Origin of the sequence: Bhargavaea cecembensis DSE10, from assembly GCF_000348905.1 — a bacterium.
Taxonomy (GTDB): Bacteria; Bacillota; Bacilli; order Bacillales_A; family Planococcaceae; genus Bhargavaea; species Bhargavaea cecembensis.
In genome coordinates this window covers 112,648-132,238 of record NZ_AOFT01000005.1, presented here as the reverse complement: position 1 = coordinate 132,238, position 19,591 = coordinate 112,648, and the positions used below count along the sequence as shown (strand labels likewise).

General features: G+C 54.9%; 22 protein-coding genes and 1 pseudogene. 21 read left to right on the top strand and 2 right to left on the bottom strand.

The genetic code is table 11. From position 1 onward, the window contains the following. The first annotated feature begins 49 nt into the window (after positions 1-49). Positions 50-1,349: pseudogene (locus tag C772_RS16070) on the top strand (serine hydrolase domain-containing protein). A gap of 304 nt (positions 1,350-1,653) precedes the next feature. Here the strand turns inward: C772_RS16070 and C772_RS06460 are convergent. Beyond that, on the bottom strand, positions 1,654-2,925 hold the full coding sequence (locus C772_RS06460; RefSeq protein WP_008298415.1) for an MFS transporter: 1,272 nt from the start codon (positions 2,923-2,925) through the stop codon (positions 1,654-1,656). A 178-nt stretch (positions 2,926-3,103) separates the two neighbouring features. Between C772_RS06460 and C772_RS06455 the strand changes: the two genes are divergently transcribed. The 10 genes from C772_RS06455 (at position 3,104) to C772_RS06410 (ending at position 11,636) form a co-directional block, all read left to right on the top strand. Continuing rightward, entirely contained in the window at positions 3,104-4,993 is a 1,890-nt protein-coding gene (locus C772_RS06455) for an ABC-F family ATP-binding cassette domain-containing protein (RefSeq protein WP_008298414.1), read from the top strand. Positions 4,994-5,015: 22 nt separating this feature from the next. Continuing rightward, positions 5,016-6,152 carry a conserved virulence factor C family protein gene (locus C772_RS06450; RefSeq protein ID WP_008298413.1) on the top strand — a complete coding sequence of 379 codons (1,137 nt, stop codon included), beginning with the start codon at positions 5,016-5,018 and terminating at the stop codon, positions 6,150-6,152. A gap of 3 nt (positions 6,153-6,155) precedes the next feature. After that, positions 6,156-6,590 (top strand): BrxA/BrxB family bacilliredoxin, encoded by a 435-nt coding sequence (locus C772_RS06445; RefSeq protein ID WP_008298412.1) that lies wholly within the window; start codon positions 6,156-6,158, stop codon positions 6,588-6,590. Then, complete coding sequence (locus C772_RS06440; protein ID WP_008298411.1) at positions 6,587-7,369, top strand: class I SAM-dependent methyltransferase; 783 nt, start codon at positions 6,587-6,589, stop codon at positions 7,367-7,369. The genes C772_RS06445 and C772_RS06440 overlap by 4 nt, the downstream gene beginning before the upstream one ends. A 192-nt stretch (positions 7,370-7,561) precedes the next feature. Further along, complete coding sequence (locus C772_RS06435; protein WP_326929636.1) at positions 7,562-8,002, top strand: small multi-drug export protein; 441 nt, start codon at positions 7,562-7,564, stop codon at positions 8,000-8,002. Positions 8,003-8,139: 137 nt separating this feature from the next. Further along, positions 8,140-8,406, top strand: coding sequence for a hypothetical protein (locus tag C772_RS06430; RefSeq protein WP_008298409.1), 267 nt, complete (start codon positions 8,140-8,142; stop codon positions 8,404-8,406). Between the two features lie 270 nt (positions 8,407-8,676). Further along, positions 8,677-9,261, top strand: coding sequence for a YpjP family protein (locus tag C772_RS06425; protein WP_008298408.1), 585 nt, complete (start codon positions 8,677-8,679; stop codon positions 9,259-9,261). Positions 9,262-9,423: 162 nt separating this feature from the next. After that, positions 9,424-10,368: a thymidylate synthase gene (locus C772_RS06420; RefSeq protein ID WP_008298401.1), complete on the top strand. Its 945-nt coding sequence runs from the start codon at positions 9,424-9,426 to the stop codon at positions 10,366-10,368. Positions 10,369-10,386: 18 nt separating this feature from the next. After that, a complete protein-coding gene (locus tag C772_RS06415; protein WP_008298400.1) occupies positions 10,387-10,875 on the top strand; it encodes a dihydrofolate reductase in 489 nt (162 codons plus the stop codon). Between the two features lie 5 nt (positions 10,876-10,880). Continuing rightward, complete coding sequence (locus C772_RS06410) at positions 10,881-11,636, top strand: lysophospholipid acyltransferase family protein (protein ID WP_035001688.1); 756 nt, start codon at positions 10,881-10,883, stop codon at positions 11,634-11,636. A gap of 41 nt (positions 11,637-11,677) precedes the next feature. Here C772_RS06410 and trhA read toward each other — a convergent pair whose 3' ends face one another. Continuing rightward, on the bottom strand, positions 11,678-12,307 hold the full coding sequence (gene trhA, locus C772_RS06405) for a PAQR family membrane homeostasis protein TrhA (protein WP_008298398.1): 630 nt from the start codon (positions 12,305-12,307) through the stop codon (positions 11,678-11,680). Between the two features lie 102 nt (positions 12,308-12,409). Between trhA and C772_RS06400 the strand changes: the two genes are divergently transcribed. From C772_RS06400 to C772_RS06355, 10 genes are all read left to right on the top strand, one after another. Next, positions 12,410-13,249, top strand: a complete 840-nt coding sequence (locus C772_RS06400; RefSeq protein ID WP_008298397.1) for a DegV family protein — start codon at positions 12,410-12,412, stop codon at positions 13,247-13,249. A gap of 60 nt (positions 13,250-13,309) precedes the next feature. Continuing rightward, on the top strand, positions 13,310-14,116 hold the full coding sequence (locus C772_RS06395; RefSeq protein WP_035001658.1) for an SGNH/GDSL hydrolase family protein: 807 nt from the start codon (positions 13,310-13,312) through the stop codon (positions 14,114-14,116). A 14-nt stretch (positions 14,117-14,130) separates the two neighbouring features. Next, complete coding sequence (locus tag C772_RS06390; RefSeq protein ID WP_008298395.1) at positions 14,131-14,706, top strand: YpmS family protein; 576 nt, start codon at positions 14,131-14,133, stop codon at positions 14,704-14,706. A 10-nt stretch (positions 14,707-14,716) separates the two neighbouring features. Further along, positions 14,717-15,241, top strand: coding sequence for a peptide-methionine (S)-S-oxide reductase MsrA (msrA, locus tag C772_RS06385; RefSeq protein ID WP_008298394.1), 525 nt, complete (start codon positions 14,717-14,719; stop codon positions 15,239-15,241). Between the two features lie 4 nt (positions 15,242-15,245). Continuing rightward, complete coding sequence (gene msrB, locus C772_RS06380; RefSeq protein ID WP_008298393.1) at positions 15,246-15,677, top strand: peptide-methionine (R)-S-oxide reductase MsrB; 432 nt, start codon at positions 15,246-15,248, stop codon at positions 15,675-15,677. Between the two features lie 46 nt (positions 15,678-15,723). Next, positions 15,724-15,942: a YozE family protein gene (locus C772_RS06375; RefSeq protein WP_008298392.1), complete on the top strand. Its 219-nt coding sequence runs from the start codon at positions 15,724-15,726 to the stop codon at positions 15,940-15,942. Positions 15,943-16,042: 100 nt separating this feature from the next. Continuing rightward, a complete protein-coding gene (gene deoD / locus C772_RS06370; RefSeq protein ID WP_035001687.1) occupies positions 16,043-16,747 on the top strand; it encodes a purine-nucleoside phosphorylase in 705 nt (234 codons plus the stop codon). A 93-nt stretch (positions 16,748-16,840) separates the two neighbouring features. Continuing rightward, positions 16,841-18,331, top strand: coding sequence for a lmo1851 family serine protease (locus C772_RS06365; RefSeq protein WP_008298390.1), 1,491 nt, complete (start codon positions 16,841-16,843; stop codon positions 18,329-18,331). Between the two features lie 56 nt (positions 18,332-18,387). After that, positions 18,388-19,287 (top strand): CobW family GTP-binding protein, encoded by a 900-nt coding sequence (locus C772_RS06360; protein WP_035001686.1) that lies wholly within the window; start codon positions 18,388-18,390, stop codon positions 19,285-19,287. Next, positions 19,280-19,534: a hypothetical protein gene (locus C772_RS06355; RefSeq protein ID WP_051059411.1), complete on the top strand. Its 255-nt coding sequence runs from the start codon at positions 19,280-19,282 to the stop codon at positions 19,532-19,534. Before C772_RS06360 ends, C772_RS06355 begins: the two co-directional genes overlap by 8 nt. Positions 19,535-19,591 lie beyond the last annotated feature (57 nt).

Genomic DNA, 19,591 nt, shown 5'->3' with positions numbered 1-19,591 from the left:
AGGACACCGATTGCATCAGTCGAATAAGAATGGGGAAGGGGGAGAAGGCATGGATTGGAAGGTTTTTGAACGGTTTGCAGAAAGGATCCGGGCTGAAGAAGATATTCCCGGAGTGGCAATAGGTGTCGCACACAATGGGGAAGCGATTTATGTGAATGGTTTCGGCACAATTAGAGCTGGAGGCGCAGTCAACGTGAGCCCGGATACGGTATTCGGAACGGCGTCCGTGACCAAATCGTTCACGGCGCTTGCGGTACATATCCTGGCTGCGGAAGGAAAGCTCTCGCTTACTAGCCCGATTGTCAGATATCTGCCGGAAGCAGATTCAATTCCTGTTATCAGAAGCGCAGAGATCCGGCATCTCCTCCCATACAACCGGCATGCCGCCGGTGAGTCGGCGTGAAGAAATAGAAGGCTTTGATGAACACATCAGGTATCTAGAGCATCTGGCCTTGAAACCGATCGGTGCACCCGGCGAGCGGATCAGTTATTCGAATGATGCTTTTTTGTTGCTTGGCGCTTTGATTGAACGGGTGTCAGGCGTGGATTACCGGGAATTCATCATGGAGCGCATTGTCCGTCCTGCGGGAATGAAGCGGACATCTTTCGCGCCACCCGAACAGGGGGAGGACACGAACACCGCTGTTCAATATATGGAGAATCTGGTACGTGTGGACTGGCCAACACTCGGCAACTACGCAGTCGGCGGCGGCATCCGCTCGACGGTGAATGATCTGCTCACCTACGGAAGTTTGTATACCGACCTCGCATTCCGAGAATCCGTGATCGGCAAAATGGATACAGCGGAGATGCAAGAACATGTGGCCGTGGTCGATGGAAACACGTTCTACGGCCATGGACTGATGGTCACGCCGGACTTCGGAGGTACCGTCCTCATCCACCACGGAGGTGGCCAGCCGGGTGTCTCTTCCTCATTTGGGTTCCTTCCCGATCAAGAAGTCACGTTTGTCGTCCTCACGAACCGGACGGCCGTGTCGGCGGAAATGCTGATGAAAGGCGCAATCTATACTGCGCTTGGTCGTTCTCCTGAGGAGTCGATGGTCCGTCTTCCAGAAATTCCGCTATCATCGGATGAATTAAAGCCATTCACCGGACATTACCTAAATGATGAAGATCCGGACGGCTTCCGCATCGATGCGGGTGAAAAAGGACTGGTGATGAGGTCCGACGGGCGCACAGACCATCTACGTCCGGTAGACCCAGGACAATTTCAAATTGACCGAACCGGTAAACTTATTCGTTTCGATGTGGGTAGCGGGGAAAAAGTTGACATGGCTTTCACAGGGCTGCGGGTATATTGGAAATCAAGCAATAATCGGATTAAATGACTGCACTTCCCTTAAGATTTCGCATCCATTTTCAATGTGGACCTACTAATCATGCGCGACCTTCATAGAATTTCACGTAACCCATCAAAACCTTGCTTTCAGGTAAAAGGTAGTGATTCATGGATGCGGGGTCGTAACTCAAGGTGGTGGAGTGTTAACTCATGGGGCCCTTGGTGGTAACTCGGACACCTATTGGTGGCGATTCACGTTTTGACATCACACTTTCACACTAAAATCGTTGCATCACCACAACAAAACGGACGATCCTGAAGCATCCCTGCCTCCGGATCGTCCGTATTCTTATTTAGTTTTCCGGTACCGGCTCGTAGCGGGAAGGGTCCGGGACAAAGTACAGAATGATTCCGCCGATGATGAACAGCACGACGAGGCTGAAGACGCCGGCATTCGTGTTGCCGGTCATCTGGGCCGTGACACCCACGAGGAGCGGCCCCATGATTGAGGCGAACTTCCCGAAGATGTTGTAGAAGCCGAAGAATTCGTTGGAGTTCTCTTTCGGGACCAGCCGTCCGAAGTAGGAGCGGCTGAGCGCCTGGATGCCGCCCTGGGAAGTGCCGACGAGCATGGCGAGTACCCAGAAGTCGGTGACGGAGTCCATCGAGTACGCATAGATGCAGACGAAGGTGTAGACGGCGATGCCGACGTACAGGATCTGCTTCGTGCCGAACCGATCGGCAAGCCGGCCGTAAAGTATCGCAAACGGAGCGGCGATGACCTGGGTCATAAATAAGATGATCAGCAGGCTGTTGGCATCAATGCCGAGGTCCGAGCCGTACGCGGTCGACATGGAGATGATCGTGCCGACTCCGTCGATGTAGAAGAAGTAGGCCAGCAGAAACAAAAACAGTCCACGGTATTTCCTGATTTCACGGAATGTGTTGCCGAGCCGTTTGAATGCCTGGGCGACCGGTTTCGGGTCGGGTTCGATAAAGTGGATCTGATGCACATGCCTGAACATCGGCACCGAGAAGAGGAGCCACCATGCGGCGGTGATCAGAAATGCCGCCCGGCTCGCATTGGTCACGGACAGTGGAATGATCCCAGACTGTGACAGCAGAATGATTGCGATCGAGATAATAAACGGGATTGTGCTTCCGATGTACCCGATCCCGTAGCCAAATGCCGAAACCCGGTTCATGCGTTCCGAGGTGGAGACGTCGGTAAGGAACGAGTCATAGAACACATTCGCCCCTGTCGAGCCGAGGGCAGCAAACGTGTAGACGACGAGCAGCATGAGCCAGTTGTCCGCAGGGATAAAGGCAAGTGCTGCTGTCGCACCGGTCCCCAGGATAAAGAAGCCCGTGAAGAACTTTTTCTTCATGCCCCGGTAATCCGCGATCGTTCCGAGCACGGGTGCAAGCATGGCCAGGATGAAGGTAAAGATGGATATTGTATAGCCAAGGTACGCGGTCGAGTCGGTTGCGCTCACTCCCGCATTGGTCGCAGCGGCCTTATAGAACAGCGGGAAGACGGCAGTGGTGATGATGATGGAATAGGCGGAGTTGGCCCAGTCGTAGAACGCCCAGCTTTTCTCTTCTTTTGTCAGCCGGAATTTCAAGTCGTTCCCCCCTCAAGATGAATCTGCACTTGCTACCATTGTATCAATATCGCTTCCGGGAAAGGTTAAGTTTCTGAAAATTTTTCCTGTAAAGAGAGACGAAAACAGCAGGATTGGTTCCGGCCCTCTATTTTTAGTATGATGGAATTGTTTATATACCGGATAGGAAGTGGGTAACATGGGGCATCTCATCGTGTCGGACCTGACGAAGACTGTCGGGGACAAGACACTGTTCAACGATATCAGCTTTACCATCAACGAAGGGGATCGGATCGGCCTGATCGGCATCAACGGCACCGGCAAGTCGACGCTTCTGTCGATCATCGCCGGAGCGCTGGATGCGGACAGGGCATCGTTCGACCATCCGAATGACTACCGGATCGCCCACCTGCCGCAGGATCCTCGTCCGGACCCTGAGCTCACCGTGCTGCAGTCCGTGTTCGGCGGGGATTCCCCGCTGATCCGGCTGAACCGGGAGTACGAGGATGCGCTTCGCGCGCTAGGAAACGAACCGGACAGCACTGCGGCACAGGACCGGTTCACGAAATTGCAGAACCGGATGGATTCCGACGGTGGCTGGGACCTGAACGCCCGGGCGAAGACGATCCTTTCGAAACTGGGAATCTCTGATTATGAAGCAAAAACAGGCAGCCTATCAGGCGGGCAGCGCAAGCGCGTGGCACTTGCCAGGGTGCTGCTCGAGCCGGCGGACCTCCTGCTTTTGGACGAGCCGACCAACCATCTTGACGTTGCATCCATCGAGTGGCTGCAGGATTACCTGAAACAGGTTGGCGGTGCGATCCTTTTCATTACACACGACCGCTATTTTCTTGATTCTGTCGCTGGCAAGATTTACGAGCTTGCCGACCGGACACTGTACAGCCACAGGGGGACCTACTCGGACTTCCTTGAGGCGAAGGCACTCCGGATCGAGCAGGATGAAGCCACATTCGAGAAAAACAAGAACCGCTACCGGAACGAGCTGAAGTGGATCCGGCGCGGGGCAAAAGCCCGGTCGACCAAGCAGAAGGCACGAATCGGCCGGTTTGAGGAACTGTCCGAGAAAGTGAAAAAAGAGGACGGACCGGATCCGCTTGACCTGTCGCTTGCCTCTTCCCGCCTCGGTAAAAAAGTGCTCGAGGGGGAGCGGATCACCAAAGGGTATGGCGGCAGGAACATCATCAGGGACTTTTCATTCCTTCTTCAGGGCGGTGACCGCGTGGCGGTCATCGGGCCGAACGGGGCAGGCAAGTCCACGCTCATGAACCTGCTTGCCGGATCCATCCAGCCGGACAGCGGCGAACTGATCCGGGGCGAGACGGTCAAGATCGCGCACTTCACCCAGCATCTGCCGGAAATGGATCCGAATCAGCGGATCATCTCCTATGTCACGGAGGCGTCAAATGACATCCGCAGGCAGGACGGCACCAGATATTCCGCCGTACAGATGCTCGAGCAGTTCCTGTTCCCGTCCAATGTCCACGGAACGCTGATCGGCAAGCTGTCCGGCGGCGAACGGAAACGGCTTTATCTGCTTCGCCTGTTGATTGAGCAGCCGAACGTCCTGCTCCTGGACGAGCCGACGAATGACCTCGACCTCGAAACACTGTCGGTCCTTGAGACGTTCATCGACTCGTTCCCGGGTGTCGTCGTCACGATTTCCCACGACCGCTTTTTCCTGGACCGCACCTCCCGCAAGCTGTGGATTTTGGACGGATCGGGTGAAGTCACACAGGAACTCGGCCTCTATACCGACTATCTTGAAAAGGCGGCCAGGCAGGAGAAAGAAGCTGCCGCAACGCCGGCCGTTGCAGAAAAACCGGCACATCAGGCCGAAAAGCCGAAGAAAAAGAAAATGACACTTGGGGAAAAGAAGGAATGGGAAAAGATCGGGGCCAAGATCGAGACCGCTGAACAGGCGATTATGGAAGCGGAAGAGGAGCTTGCCGAAGCCGGGGCCGACTACGGCAAAGTAAGCGAAATTTCCGCCCGGCTGGATGAGCTCAACCGGGAGTATGAGGCCCTGATCGAACGGTGGAGCTATCTGGAAGAGATCGCCGAAGCATGATTCACACAGGAGGCATGGGAACATGAAAATCGTAACAATCGAACCGACGCCCAGTCCGAACTCGATGAAAGTGGTCATCGACCGGGAACTGCCGTTCGGCAAGGCATTCAACTATAAACCGGACAGCCTGGAAGAAGCTCCGGAGTTTATCCGGCAGATTTTTGGAATCGAAGGCGTGAAAGGCATTTATCACGTTATGGATTTCCTCGCGATCGAGCGGAGCGGAAAGTACGACTGGGAGCCGATCCTGGCCGGTGTGCGCGAAGTGTTCGGTGAGGAACAGGAAGAAGAAAGCACCGAAGCAACAGAAGCGGACGAGCACTTTGGCGAAGTGTACATCCACGTCCAGCAGTATAAGGGCGTGCCGCTCCAGGTGAAGGTATTCGACGACCGCGGTGAAGAACGGTTCGGTCTGGGGCAGCGGTTCGTTGACGCCATGAATGCGCTCATGGAGGGGGATGACCAGAACTATATCCTTCAGCGCAAATGGGCGGATTACGGAATCCGGTATGGCGACAAAAAGGAAATTGGTGAGGAAGTCGTCAAGGAAATCGAAGCTGCCTACCCGCAGGAGCGCCTGGATGCCATCATGGAGGCCGGCAGCGAGACAAAAGAAGCACCGGTCCTCGGCCGCCGCAAGGTAACGCTTGAGGAATATCAGGCAGCCGGAAGCTGGGAGGAGCGCTTCCGCCTCCTGGACCAGCTGCCTGACCCGGATATGACGGACGTTCCGCTCCTGATGGAGGCACTGAAGGATGAGAAGATGTCGATCCGGCGTCTGGCCGTGGTCTATCTCGGCATGATTGAAGATCCGGCAGTTGTCCCGTATATCGAAAAGGCGATGGAGGACAAGAGCGCACCGGTCCGCCGGACGGCAGCCGACGCGATGAGCGACCTCGGTTTCCCGGAATTCGAGGACCTTGCCATCCGCACGCTTAAGGACAAAAGCAAGATCGTCCGCTGGCGGGGTGCCATGTACCTGTATGAAACCGGTACGGAAAAAGCACTGCCTGCCCTGAAGGAACTTGAAGACGATCCGGAGTTCGAGGTCAAACTCCAGGCGAAGATGGCTGCAGCCCGCATAGAAGGCGGGGAGGAAGCGAAGGGGTCAATGTGGAAACAGATGACAGAGATGAGAACAAAGGCGAAAGGGGAATGAACAATGGAAGCATATGAAGCATACATGAAGCAGGTGGCGGAACCGATGCGCCGCGAACTGACAGAACAGGGGTTCCAAGAACTGACGACAGCTGAGGAAGTGGACGCATTCATGGCGTCGGCGGAAGGAACATCACTTGTCGTCATCAACTCCGTCTGCGGATGCGCAGCGGGGCTTGCGCGTCCGGCGGTGACCGGAGCGCTCGAGGAACTGGACAAAAAACCGGACAATCTTGTGACGGTATTCGCGGGCCAGGACCGGGAAGCAACGGAAAAAATGCGCGGCTACTTTGAGGAAGTGCCGCCGAGTTCGCCATCCATTGCCGTACTTGAGGGGCCTGAGCTGAAGTACTTTATTCCTCGGGAACAGATCGAGGACCATGATCTGGAGCAGGTCCAGTCACATATTTCCGGCGTGCTCCGGCAGATGGTGAAGTGAACCTGCCAGTCGTGACAACCGGCCAGCACCCGGACGCGGAGAGCGCCCGGCTTGCGGAGCAGGTGGCCGGGGAACTTGGCACCGACTTTGTGCCGCGTAAGAAACGCTCTGTCAGGAAGCTGATCTCAGAATTCGGAAGGCCGGTTATTGTTGCCGGCAAGGAACGGTATGAGTACCACACAGACCCGGACGTGAAGCCATTATTCTTCCACCCGGGACTTGCCGCGATCCGCATCAAGCGGCTCCAGGGCGGAGGAAATGATGCCATGGCCGATGTGTGCGGTCTGAGGCCCGGAGATGCTTTCCTCGATTGTACGATGGGCCTTGCATCCGACTGCACCGTCGCCTCGTTTGTCACAGGCCCCTCCGGTCATGTGACCGCCTGTGAAGCCGATCCGATTGTCTCCTATATTGTCGGGCAGGGCCTCGCAACTTACAGCGATTCGCCGGATCAAGTGCTGGATGCCATGCGCCGGATCGATGTGCGGAATATCCGTGCGGCCGATTTTCTGAAAAGCTGTAAGACAGACAGCTACGATATCGTGTACCTTGATCCGATGTTCGAGGAAGCCATCGAGGAAGCTGCCGCATTCGCGCCGCTGCGCTCTGCCGGTGTCCACGATATGCCGGATGACCGTTTTTTCCGGGAGGCCGCCCGGGTCGCCCGCAGGCGGGTCGTGCTGAAAGCCCATTACCGGTCTAAACTCTTCGATCGGCACGGATTCACGAGGGTCGAGCGTCCCAACACAAAGTTCCATTACGGTTATATTGAAATATGATGATAGGTTTAACTGCCGCACGGAAATCCGTGCGGCAGTTTTGGTAACGGGACAGGTCCGTGATGTATAAGTAAGGAGTGAGAGGTGCCGTTCCCGAATCGTTGAAGCCGATCAGCCGATTCAATAACAACAAACGAAAGAAAGGAGAGCCTGAATCTGTTACCTTATCTCATCATTTTCATTGCAGCTGCCGTGCCGTTTTTTGAGACTTTCACCGTGGTGCCGCTTGGCATCATTGGCGGGCTATCCCCCGTGCCAGTGGCCATCACGGCTTTTGTCGGCAATGCGATTACAGTCGTTCTTCTTGTGGTGTTCGTAGACAAAGTTAAAAAGTGGCGGGCTTCGAAGACCGGGAGAGAAACGGAATCAAAGCGCAGCAAACGGGCAAAACGTCTGTTTGACAGGTACGGTCTGCCGGGCCTAGCTCTCATCGGTCCGTTTTTTGTAGGGTCGCATCTGTCTGCGCTTGCAGCCATGTCGTTCGGTTCAGATCGGAAGAGAGTTACGGCCTGGATGCTGTTCAGTGTAGGTGTCTGGACACTCGTCATGGCAGTCGCTGCCGGAGCAGGAATCAGCTACTTCATGCCGAATGTAGACAACGGTCCCCTTACAGATATGTTCAAGAATTCCTGAGTAAAGATGAATACTACGAAAATTAAAACTTACAAGTGCCAGTAAACCGGTTTGTTTTTGTATAATTGAATCATCTAATTTTGGAGAGTTGCCGCAGCCATTACAGACGGCGCCCCCTCCCGAAGGAGAGATCCGATATGAGTGACCACCTGGAACAAGAACTTGAACGGCTGAATCAGATCCATGATGCACGGGAGCGGACGAGGGCAAAAATCAGACTGCTTCTTGAACAGATACCGAAGGGAATCGAAGAGGCCGAGTCCGGAAATTCTGAGGCCGCAGCCATTTACCTGTCTGCAACGCATAAGATCCTGTCCGCCGCAATGTCGGAAGAAGAAGGGGCCTATAACCGGCTGATCGGGAAAGCAGCGGAGACCGAGGAGAAACATGAAGAAACTCCCTGAGCGATGTGCTCAGGGAGTTTCTTGTTCCCCGGAAAGGGGGCATTTGATTGCTGATCAGTGAGTAAAGTTGAAGTAGCTCAGATAGGCAAGAAGCCCGAGGAAGCCGATTCCGATCCAGATGCTTGCGTCCATCATTGTACCTCCTTTGGAGCTTGGGAACTATTTATATTCAGTCCTCGTCTATTGTACAATGAAAACAGCGAGAAGGAAACCACTATACATAACAGCTGCTTAAGGCTGCCGGTTATTAGAAAAAACAGGGGGATGACCATGAAGAAGTGGATTCAGAAGTCTTTGATGGCTGCCGTGGCGCTCGTTACATTCGGCTTTATCACACCGAGCCATGAAATCTGGGATCAGCTGCTGGATGAACGGGGCCAGAAAGAAATCGCGGGCAGTACCGGGACCGCTGTTGCGGCCGAACTGCCGTCAACAATCACAGAAGCGGATGAAGAGCCGTTTGCCGAAAAGGCAAAAGCAGCGGCGCGGAATCAGTCATACGAGAAGTTCGGTTCGAAAATCGGCCCGGCCATCTCCGATGAATTCGACCAGGTCATCTTCCCGAAAATCGAGGAAGCGATCGAGATGACGCTTGCATCAATTGATGATGATGCGGTCCGCTCACTTTCCATCAGCGAGCAGCCTGCCGGCGGTTACTCTGAAAAAATCTTTCACATTTTCGACACAGAAAGCGGGAAGGACCTGATCCGCTTCCACGTGCGCACGGACAAGCGTCCGCTTGACGGTTACTATTTCAACTTCCATTACCACACCTCAGAAGACGGCTACAGCCGCCATATTGAGCTTGGCGATATCTTCTGGTCAAAGAACACACCCCCTAAATGGCTGTCATAAAGATCCGATTGGGACTTGATTCCCGGTCGGGTCTTTTCTTTATTCCCGTCCCGTTCTCCCGTACAATAAGATGTGAGGAAACAGGCTTTTCCGGGAAAGATGACCTACATATAAATCCTGCATTAAGTACGGTCCGGACACGGGCCATGGGAGGTTAGAACAATGGAACAATACCTGCAGCTTTGCAGAACGATCATGGAGAACGGAACAGACAAAGGGGACCGCACGGGCACCGGGACACGGAGCATTTTCGGCCATCAGATGCGGTTCGACCTGAGCGATGGGTTCCCCCTCATGACGACGAAAAAAACGGCTTTCCGCCTGATCGTTTCGGAACTCCTCTGGTTTATCAAGGGGGACACGAACGTCCGTACACTGATTGAAGAGAAAAACCCCATTTGGGATGATTGGGCATTTGAGAAATTCGTGAAAAGCGGTGAATACAGCGGTCCTGACATGGCTGATTTCGGCCGGAGGGCAGCAAAGGATCCGGCATTTAAAGAAGTCCTTGATCATGAAATGGACAAGTTCCGTGGAAAGATTCTGTCCGATGACCGGTTCGCGGAAGCCTACGGGGACCTTGGGCCGGTATACGGAAGGCAGTGGCGCTCCTGGCCGGACGGCCGGGGCGGAACGATCGACCAGCTCAAGAACGTCATAGAGTCCATCCAAACCACCCCCGATTCCCGGCGCCATATCGTGAGCGCCTGGAACCCGGCGGAGGTGGAGGACATGGCCCTGCCGCCATGCCACACCCTGTTCCAGTTCTATGTTGCAGACGGCAGGCTCTCCTGCCAGCTTTACCAGCGGAGTGCGGATGTTTTCCTTGGTGTGCCATTCAACATTGCTTCCTATGCGCTTCTGACCCATCTGATCGCCCGTGAGACAGGCCTCCAGCTGGGTGAGTTCGTCCATACACTCGGTGATGCGCATATCTACTCCAACCACTTCGACCAGGTGAACGAGCAGCTTTCCCGCGAACCCAGACAGTTGCCGTCACTTGCCATTGATGCTGACGGCAAATCCATTTTCGAGCTGGAAACTTCGGATATCCGCGTGGAAGGATACGATCCGCATCCGAAAATCAAAGCGCCGATCGCGGTCTGACCTAAAGGAGGATAAATGATGATTTCCTATATTGTGGCACACGATCCGAATCTCGTGATCGGAAAAGACAATCAGCTGCCATGGCATCTGCCGGGTGACCTGGCTTATTTTAAAAAACAGACGATGGGCAAGGCGATGGTCATGGGGCGCAAAACGTTCGAATCGATCGGCCGTCCGCTCCCCGGGCGCCTGAATATCGTCGTCACGCGCAATTCCGACTACCAGGCCGATGGGGCGGTCGTCGTGAACACTGTTGGTGACGCGGTTAACCGGGCAAGGGAATACGCGCCGGAAGTGATGGTGATCGGAGGCGCAGGCCTGTTCAATGAACTGATGGACCAGGCCGACCGGCTCTATGTCACACTCGTGAAACAGCCGTTCGAGGGGGATACGTATTTCCCTGAATACAGGGAAGACTGGGTCCTCGTTTCCCGGTCCGAGGAACATCAGTCCGACGACGGCATTGCATATGACTACCGGGTATATGAAAGGAAGCAGACGCTTTGAACGTCATGCGATCCATCCGGACATATGGGTACCTGTTCGGCTACCTGCCATTTTCCATTCCTGCCCTCAGGCAGGTCCGCCGGATGAAGGGAAATGCTTCTGCTCAAAATCTTGCCGACACAATCAGCAGGGAGCCGAGAAAGTGGGCGTCCGGCATTTTGCGGAGGACAAACAGTGAGATCCGGATGACAATCCGGGGAACATTGCCGGACGGGCCGGTGCTGTTCGTCAGCAACCACGAAGGGAACTTCGATATCCCTGTCCTGATCGCGCATCTCCCCAAGCCGTTCGGATTCATGTCGAAAGAGGAAGTCAGGAAGCTGCCGGTCATCCGGGATTGGATGGAAGAAATGAATTGTGTGTTCATTGACCGTTCGAACAGGCGCAGCGCTGTCCGTTCCATACGTGAAATGGCGGGAAAGCTCCGCTCGGGGCATTCCATGCTTATCTTCCCGGAGGGGACGAGGAGCCGCGGTGGGATTCCTGGAGATTTTAAGACCGGTTTTGTCCGCATTGCGACGGAGGGTGGCGTACCGATTGTTCCGGTCGCCATCCACGGCACCTCCGAAATCATGGAGCAGAACAACAACAGGATCCGGCCGGCGCATGTTACGGTCGATGTCCTGGAAGCGGTCAGTCATCAGGAGATTCTTGACCGTTCCGCGACTGAAATCACCGGACTTGTTCAGGGACGGATCCATGAAGCAACAGCTGCGAGAGCCGCCCGGAAACGGCAGCAGGAGCCAGGCAGGACGGCGTAAATCCGGCAAAATGAAAAAGCAGCCGGAAATCCGGCTGCCGATCAGGCATAAAGCAAGATGGAGAAATACATCGCGGCGCTGCCGCCGATCACAAACAGATGCCAGATGGCATGGTTGTAGGGAATCTTGCGCCATGCATAAAAAATGGAGCCGACGGTATACAGCAGCCCGCCGATGACAAGCAAAGCGATCCCTTCGGTGCCAATCACCGCATGGAGAGGCCGGATCGCGAAGATGATCAGCCAGCCCATCGCAATGTAGAAGATGAGGGAAACTGCTTCGTACCGGTGAATAAAAAATACCTTGAACAGGATGCCCAGTACCGCGAGTCCCCATACGATTCCGAACAGGGTCCAGCCGAGCGACCCGCCGAGCGAGGTCAGGACCAGCGGGGTGTACGTTCCTGCAATCAGCACATAAATGGACGAATGGTCGAGAATCGAAAAGAATCGCTTATATTTGGCCGGCATACTATGAAGCAATGTTGACATGAGGTACAGTACGAGCATCGAGACACCGAAAATGGTGTAGGCGGTAATGTGGAGCGCCGAACCGTGCTCGCTGCCCTTCAGGATGAGGAAGATCAGTGCCGGAATGCTCAGCACGAAACCCAGACCGTGCGTGATGGCATTCCACAATTCTTCCCTCTTATTCTTGTAGTCGAAGGCCAATGCCTCCACCTCTCTTTCCTTGACTTTGCCGTCCGCCGGATTCTATTCTTCTCTTACCACCAATACCAGCAAGCGAATCAGCGCAATCTAAGGGGCGACAAGATGACAACTATCCATATCGTAACAGACTCAACAGCAGATATCAGCAAAGAGACCGTCCGCGAACTCGGCATCCATGTCGTGCCGCTTTCCATCCAGATCGGCGGAAAGACGTATGTCGATCAGGTCGACATGACTGCGGAAAAGTTCCTGGACATGATGGAAAAAAGCGAGGAGCTGCCGAAAAGCTCACAGCCTCCCGTCGGCATATTCAAGGAACTGTATGAGCGTCTCGGAAAGGATGGCGGGAAGATCCTCTCCATTCATATGACCGGCGGCATGAGCGGCACCGTTGAATCGGCACGTACCGCGGCCGAACTGTCCGATGCCGATGTCACAGTCGTTGATTCGGAGTTTATCTCCTTCGGCCTTTCGTTCCAGGTGCTTGAAGCCGCCAAAATGGCGAAGGAAGGAAAAGACTTCGGGGAAATCCTGGAACGTGTTGACACCATCCGGAAAAACACTGCACTTTATGTGGTGGTGGATACGCTTGAAAACCTCGTCAAGGGCGGCAGGATCGGAAAAGGGAAAGCAATGATCGGTTCCCTGATGAACATCAAGCCGATTGCAGCCCTGAAAGACGGTGTCTACACGCCTGTCGGGAAGGCCAGAAGCCATAAGCAGGTCGTCCGCCAGCTGTTCAAAGATTTCAAGGAGCAGACGGTCGGCAAAAAGCTCCGGGCGGTCGGCATCTCCCATGCTAACGGCCTGGCAATGGCGGCCCCGCTCAAGCAATTGATCGAAGAAGACGGTTTCAATGACGTCAAGCTGATGTTCACCTCACCCGTCATCAGTACCCATACTGGTCCCGGTGCAATCGGATTCATGTATTACTGGGATTGAGCATGGAAGGCGGGGAGCCGGAGGTTCCCCGTTTTTTGTTTGGAAAAGGGGAATAGAGAGATGAAAAAATGGATTTGGATGCTTGCCGCGGTCCTTTTCCTGTCCGGATGCATCCAGAGGGGCGAGCCGGGCGGTTTCGGAGAGATTGAAGAAAGCGGCTTCGGAGAATACGAGGTGCCGCCGACCTTTGCACCGAGAACCGTCGTGCTGGTCGGGCTCGGTGACTCCCTTACCCAGGGAGTCGGCGATGAACGAAAACGGGAAGGATACGTCGGGCGTCTCGCGGTTAGGATGGAGGAGTGGAAAGGCGTCAAAGACGTAGAAATCCAAAACCTGGCAAAAAGGGGACGCCGCAGCGATCAGCTCGAACAGCAGCTTTCTGATCCCAGGGTCCGCGAGGCCGTTGCGGAAGCCGATATCCTGACTCTGACAATCGGCGGCAACGACCTGATGAAGGTTGTAAAGCAGGATTTGTTTAACCTGGACGCGAAAGCGTTTGAAGGGAAGCTTGAACCGTTCATGGACCGGCTCTCGACCTCGCTCTTCCAGGTACGGAGAGCCAATCCGGATGCGGTGCTCATCATCCTCGGGCTGTATAACCCGCTGACGGTCGTAACCGATGAAGAAAGCGAATTTGACGGGATCCTTTCAGAATGGAACGCCGTCCTCGAGGATGCGGCGGTTGCGGACGGGCGGGCGTGTTTTGTCCCGGTAGACGACCTGTTCGTCTCCAACCGGGATCTTGTCTATCACACTGACTTTTTCCATCCGAACAGTAAGGGGTACAGCCGTATGACGGACAGGATTATGGAATCCCTGTCCCGTTGCGGTTTGAACCGACTATCCGGTGGGGAATTGGAATTTTGAGAGGTGGATGCCGGGTGAACAAGTGGAAAATCGCGTTTTTTCTTTTGGCAGCGCTGATCGTAACCGGCGTCCTGGTGTTCGTGTTCTGGATCAGCCGGCCGGTCGATGGGACCCCGCTCCCTGAGGCCGCCCCGGCCGGCAGTGAAGTGGACAGGCTGACCGTGACGGCGACCCGGGATGACCTGGAGGGAATCGCCAATACGTATATCCGTCAGGCGATCAACAACGACCGGATTCCGGTTACGCTTGAATTTGAGGATGATGTGCTCCTCGTATCCGAGCTGACGGTGTTTGCCGTCCAATTGCCGGTCATGATGCATTTTGAGCCGGTAGTGCTTGAAGACGGCAACCTGTCACTCAAGCAGAAATCGGTGGAAGTCGGCAACCTGACGATTCCGCCATCCACGATCCTGAAGCTTCTTGGCGATACGGTCGGTCTGCCGGCCTGGATGGTCGTCAGGCCGAAGGAGGAAGAACTGTTTATTGACCTTTCCAGGCTGCCCGTATCTGGGGGCATCCAGGTGAGGGCGAAGGAAATCAATCTTCCGCAGGATGAAATTGAACTCGAGATCCTTATCCCGCGGAAATAGGAGGCATCGCATGGCAACCGAAAAAGCGACATTTGCAGGGGGCTGCTTCTGGTGTATGGTGAAGCCGTTCCATAAATATGAGGGCGTGGAATCGGTCGTGTCGGGCTACACCGGCGGGCATGTGCCGAATCCGACCTACAGGCAGGTTTGTTCGGAGACGACGGGCCACTATGAGGCGGTCGAAATCACGTTTGACCCGGACATCATTTCGTATCGTGAGCTGCTGGGGATTTTTTGGCGGCAGATCGATCCGACCGATCCAGGCGGCCAGTTTTTCGACCGCGGGGATTCGTACAGGACCGCGATCTTCTATCACGATGACGAACAGAAGGCAGCCGCCGAGCAGTCCAAGGAAGAGCTGGAGGCTTCGGGGCGGTTTGACGGACCGATTGCAGTCAGGATTCTCCCGGCCAAAGAATTTTATCCGGCAGAAGAAGAACACCAGGATTACTACATGAAGAACCCGGCCCATTACAACCGCTATTTTGCGGGTTCGGGAAGAAAAGCATTCCAGGAAACCATGTGGGAGGAGTGACAGGATGAACAAAGAAGATCTGAAGCAGAAACTGACGCCGATGCAGTATAAAGTCACCCAGGAAAACGGCACCGAGCCGCCGTTCCAGAATGAATACGATGCCCATTTCGATGAAGGGATTTATGTCGACATCGTCTCGGGCAAGCCGCTCTTCTCATCAAAAGACAAGTACGATGCGGGGTGCGGGTGGCCGAGCTTTACGAAACCGATCGAGGACACTGAAGTCACGGAACACTTTGATACGAGCTATGGAATGCGCCGCACGGAAGTCCGGAGCAAAACTGCAGACTCCCACCTCGGCCACGTCTTTCCTGACGGCCCGAGAGAAGCGGGCGGGCTGCGTTACTGCATCAATTCCGCAGCCCTCCGATTCGTGCCGAAGGACAAGCTGGAAGAGGAAGGCTACGGTGATTATCTGAAGCTGTTCGGTGAGTAAGCCTGTATCCGGCAGTTTATGAACCTATTTGGAAGGCGGTGTTCCGGTGAGGCGGACATTCTATCAATACCTCATGTCCCACAGGGGAGGCCAGAAAAGCGATCCGCGTGCGTTATTCGCGGAAGCGGCTTTTCTGGACCATGAGTTCCCGAAGACGGAAACCGGATTCGACCCGCTGTCCCGCTATCTTGAAGAGCGGGCGGACCCGGACATGCCATCGCGTGTTTTTGATGAATTGTGGGAAGAATACATGGAGAGCGACTGAGAACTGGCGTCCGTTTATGACGGGCGCCGGTGTTGTGATTGCGGGCGGTCCCAAAACACGATATGATGGAAAAGAATTTGTGAAAGCGGGGTTTAGTCAGATGAGTATCCACATTAATGCAAAAAAAGGCGAAATTGCCGACACAATCCTACTGCCGGGCGATCCGCTCCGTGCGAAGTACATTGCAGAAACATTCCTGGAAGATGTCGTGCAGTTCAATGAAGTCCGGAACATGTTCGGCTATACGGGAACCTATAAAGGAAAGCGGGTTTCCGTAATGGGTACAGGGATGGGCATACCGTCAATCTCCATCTACATCACTGAACTGATGCAGGAGTATGATGTACAGAAGCTGATCCGTGTCGGCACATGCGGCGCGATCCAGAAGGACGTAAAGGTCCGTGACGTCATCATCGCCCAAAGCGCGTCCACGAACTCCAAATTTAACGAGATCACCTTTAAGGGAATGGATTATGCACCGACGGCAGATTTCGATCTCCTGCTGAAAGCTTACGAAACAGGCCGTGAAAAAGGGCTGAACCTGAAAGTCGGCAATGTCTTTACGGAAGATCTCTTCTACAGTGAGGATTCCGATCACAAAAAATATGCGGACTACGGCGTGCTGGCAGTGGAAATGGAATCGGCAGCACTTTATACGCTCGCTGCGAAGTTCGGCCGCCAGGCGCTTTCCGTCCTGACGGTGAGCGACCATATCCTGACTGGCGAAGCAACATCCTCCGAGGAGCGGCAGACGACATTCAACGACATGATCGAAGTCGCCCTCGATGCGGCCATCCAGGAATGACCCGGACTGACTGCCATCGGACGGTGGCAGTCTTTTCCGCATATCGGCCTGCCGCATCGGCAGCGGGCCTTCGGTTGAAAGTGGTGAAACAACATGGATGAAAACAATAACAGCCGGAACAGTGACAGTCCGGAGGAAAAACAGCAGGCACCCGCGGGGCGTTACCTGCGCATCAAGCCGTTTTTCCTTCTGATGCTCATGTTCGGCCTCGTCCTCCTGACGGCAGGCGTGACATTCTTCGCACTGACGGTCGGAGAGGACAAAGTGGTCGAGGTGGTCTCGCCGAAATCCGACCGGGGCGAGTTCGACAAGCTTTATGATGCATATGACGCAGTGAAAGAGCAGTATTTTGAGGATGTAACAGACGAAGAGCTCGTGAACGGCGCGATCAACGGCATGGTCGATGCATTGGGCGATCCTTATTCCGATTATCTGGACCAGACGGAAGCCCAGCACCTGAACGAAAGCATCTCCTCAAGCTTTGAGGGCATCGGTGCGGAAATCCAGGAGCGGAACGGCAAGATCATGATCGTTTCGCCGATCAAGAATTCCCCTGCGGAAAAAGCGCATCTGCAGCCGGATGACGTGATCCTGTCCGTGGACGGCGAGAGCCTCCAGGGCAAGTCCTCGACCGAGGCGGTGACGCTGATCCGCGGCGAGAAAGGAACGGACGTCACCCTCCAGATTGAGCGTGCGGGACTGGAAGAACCGATTGATGTGACCATCACACGTGACGTCATCCCGATTGAAACCGTCTATGCCGAGATGGCGGACGATGAAGTCGCCCACATCCAGATCACCAGCTTCTCGGAAAACACATTCGATGAGCTGCTGGAAGCCATTGAAGCCATGGAGAAAGAGGGCATGAAGGCAATGGCGATCGACGTCCGGCAGAACCCCGGCGGACTCCTCAGTACTGCGATCGAGATCTCTAACCTCTTCGTCGAAGAGGGCGAGGGCCTGTTCCAGATCGAGGAAAAGGGCAAGAAGCCGCAGATCACCTATGCGTCCGGAGGGACCAAAGTGAAGATGCCGGTCGTCCTGCTGATTGACGGCGGCAGCGCCTCTGCATCCGAAATCCTGGCGGGCGCGCTGATGGAGTCCGCAGGCATCCGGAGCGTCGGCGAGAAATCGTTCGGCAAAGGCACTGTCCAATCGCCGCAGGACTTCCAGGACGGCTCCAACCTGAAACTGACCACCGCCAAATGGCTGACGCCTGACGGCAACTGGATCCACGAAAAAGGGATCGAGCCGACGGATCCTGTCGCCTATCCCGAGTACGTGAAGCTTCCGTATATCGATCCGAAAACGCCGATGCAGGACGGGGATACGTCAATGACGATCCTTTCCGCCGAGCAGATGCTGGAAGCGGTCGGACACGATCCGGGGGAAGCGGATGGCGTCTTTGATGAAGCGACGGCAGAAGCGGTCCGCGGCCTCCAGGCGGACGCCGGCCTCGAGGAAAGCGGCGTCCTTGAAGGGGATACCACATTCGCCCTCATGGACAAGCTCCGGGAAAAGATCGAGACCGATGATCCGATGCTGAAGAAAGCGTCGGAGATTCTCCATGAACAACTGAAATGATTGCGGCGGGCGGAGTCCATTTGGATTCCGCCCGTTTCATTGAAAGGATGACTGACATGACCGAAGTATTTATCCTGAGCGGCTTTCTCGGGAGCGGAAAAACCTCCATGCTGACGTGGCTGATCCGGCAGGCAAAAGAAGAAGGGCTGAAACCGGGCGTCATCATGAATGAGCTCGGTGAACTGGCATTTGATTCGGACGCAGTGCAAGATGGCGTTCCTTTAAAGGAAATCCTGAACGGGTGCATCTGCTGCACAGGCTCAGAAAAGACCGAGTCCCAGATGCAGGCCCTTCTCCATGAAAATGTCGATATCATTTTCATCGAAACGACCGGGGCAGCCCATCCCGTGGAAGTTCTCGATGCCGTCCATTCACCGCTGTTCGGCGACAAGCTAGATGTGAAGGGAATCGTCACCGTGGCGGACGGAAAGCGTTACCTTGCCTCGGACAGCATGACGCCACAGGTCCGCATGCTGTTTATTGAGCAGATCCGTCATGCCGGGTTCATCCTGCTGAACAAAAGCGACCTGCTCACGGATTCCGGGAAGGCGGAAGCCGTCATGGGCATCCAATCGCTGAACCCCGGTGCCCGGATCGTTGAAACCGTAAACAGCAGGGTGCCGCTTTCGGCACTCCGAAGCATGGCACAACAGCCGTCCGGAACCTCTGTACAAAAGGCGGGCATCGGAAGCCATCTCCCGATCGGCACACGTCTTGTGACATTCAGCAGACCGGTCAGCCGTGATCATTTCGAGGATTGGATCCGGACACTGCCTGAGACGGTGTACCGGATGAAAGGCTATGTACCACTGGAAGGGAAAAAGTATCCCTCTCTGTTCCAATATGCGTACGGGATGGTCCAGTGGATTCCTGAATACATGAACATGCCGGCAAACCTCGTCCTGATCGGGGAAGGGCTCTCCGGAATACGCGTGCCGGGTGCAGGCGATGAATGACCAGGAGCGCCTGATCTCGGTGTACCGGAAGCTGTGGAAGGGGAGGGCGGCCGCACTGCAGGCATCGTCCGTCCCGGAAATCCGCTCTCTTGCCGAAGATGAGCTGGCGGACAGGCTGACCCATCCCAGACTGAGAAAAACCCGTGAGGCCAAGTTTGCGGAGATTCAGGAACGTATCCGCACTTCTGCACTCCCTGATGAAGATCAGGAAATCCTGATCGGCTTTTACCGGTCCCTGATGCACTGATGTCAACAGCACATAAAATGAAATAGTCGGGCGTCCTGCTAGAGATTTCCTATGAAT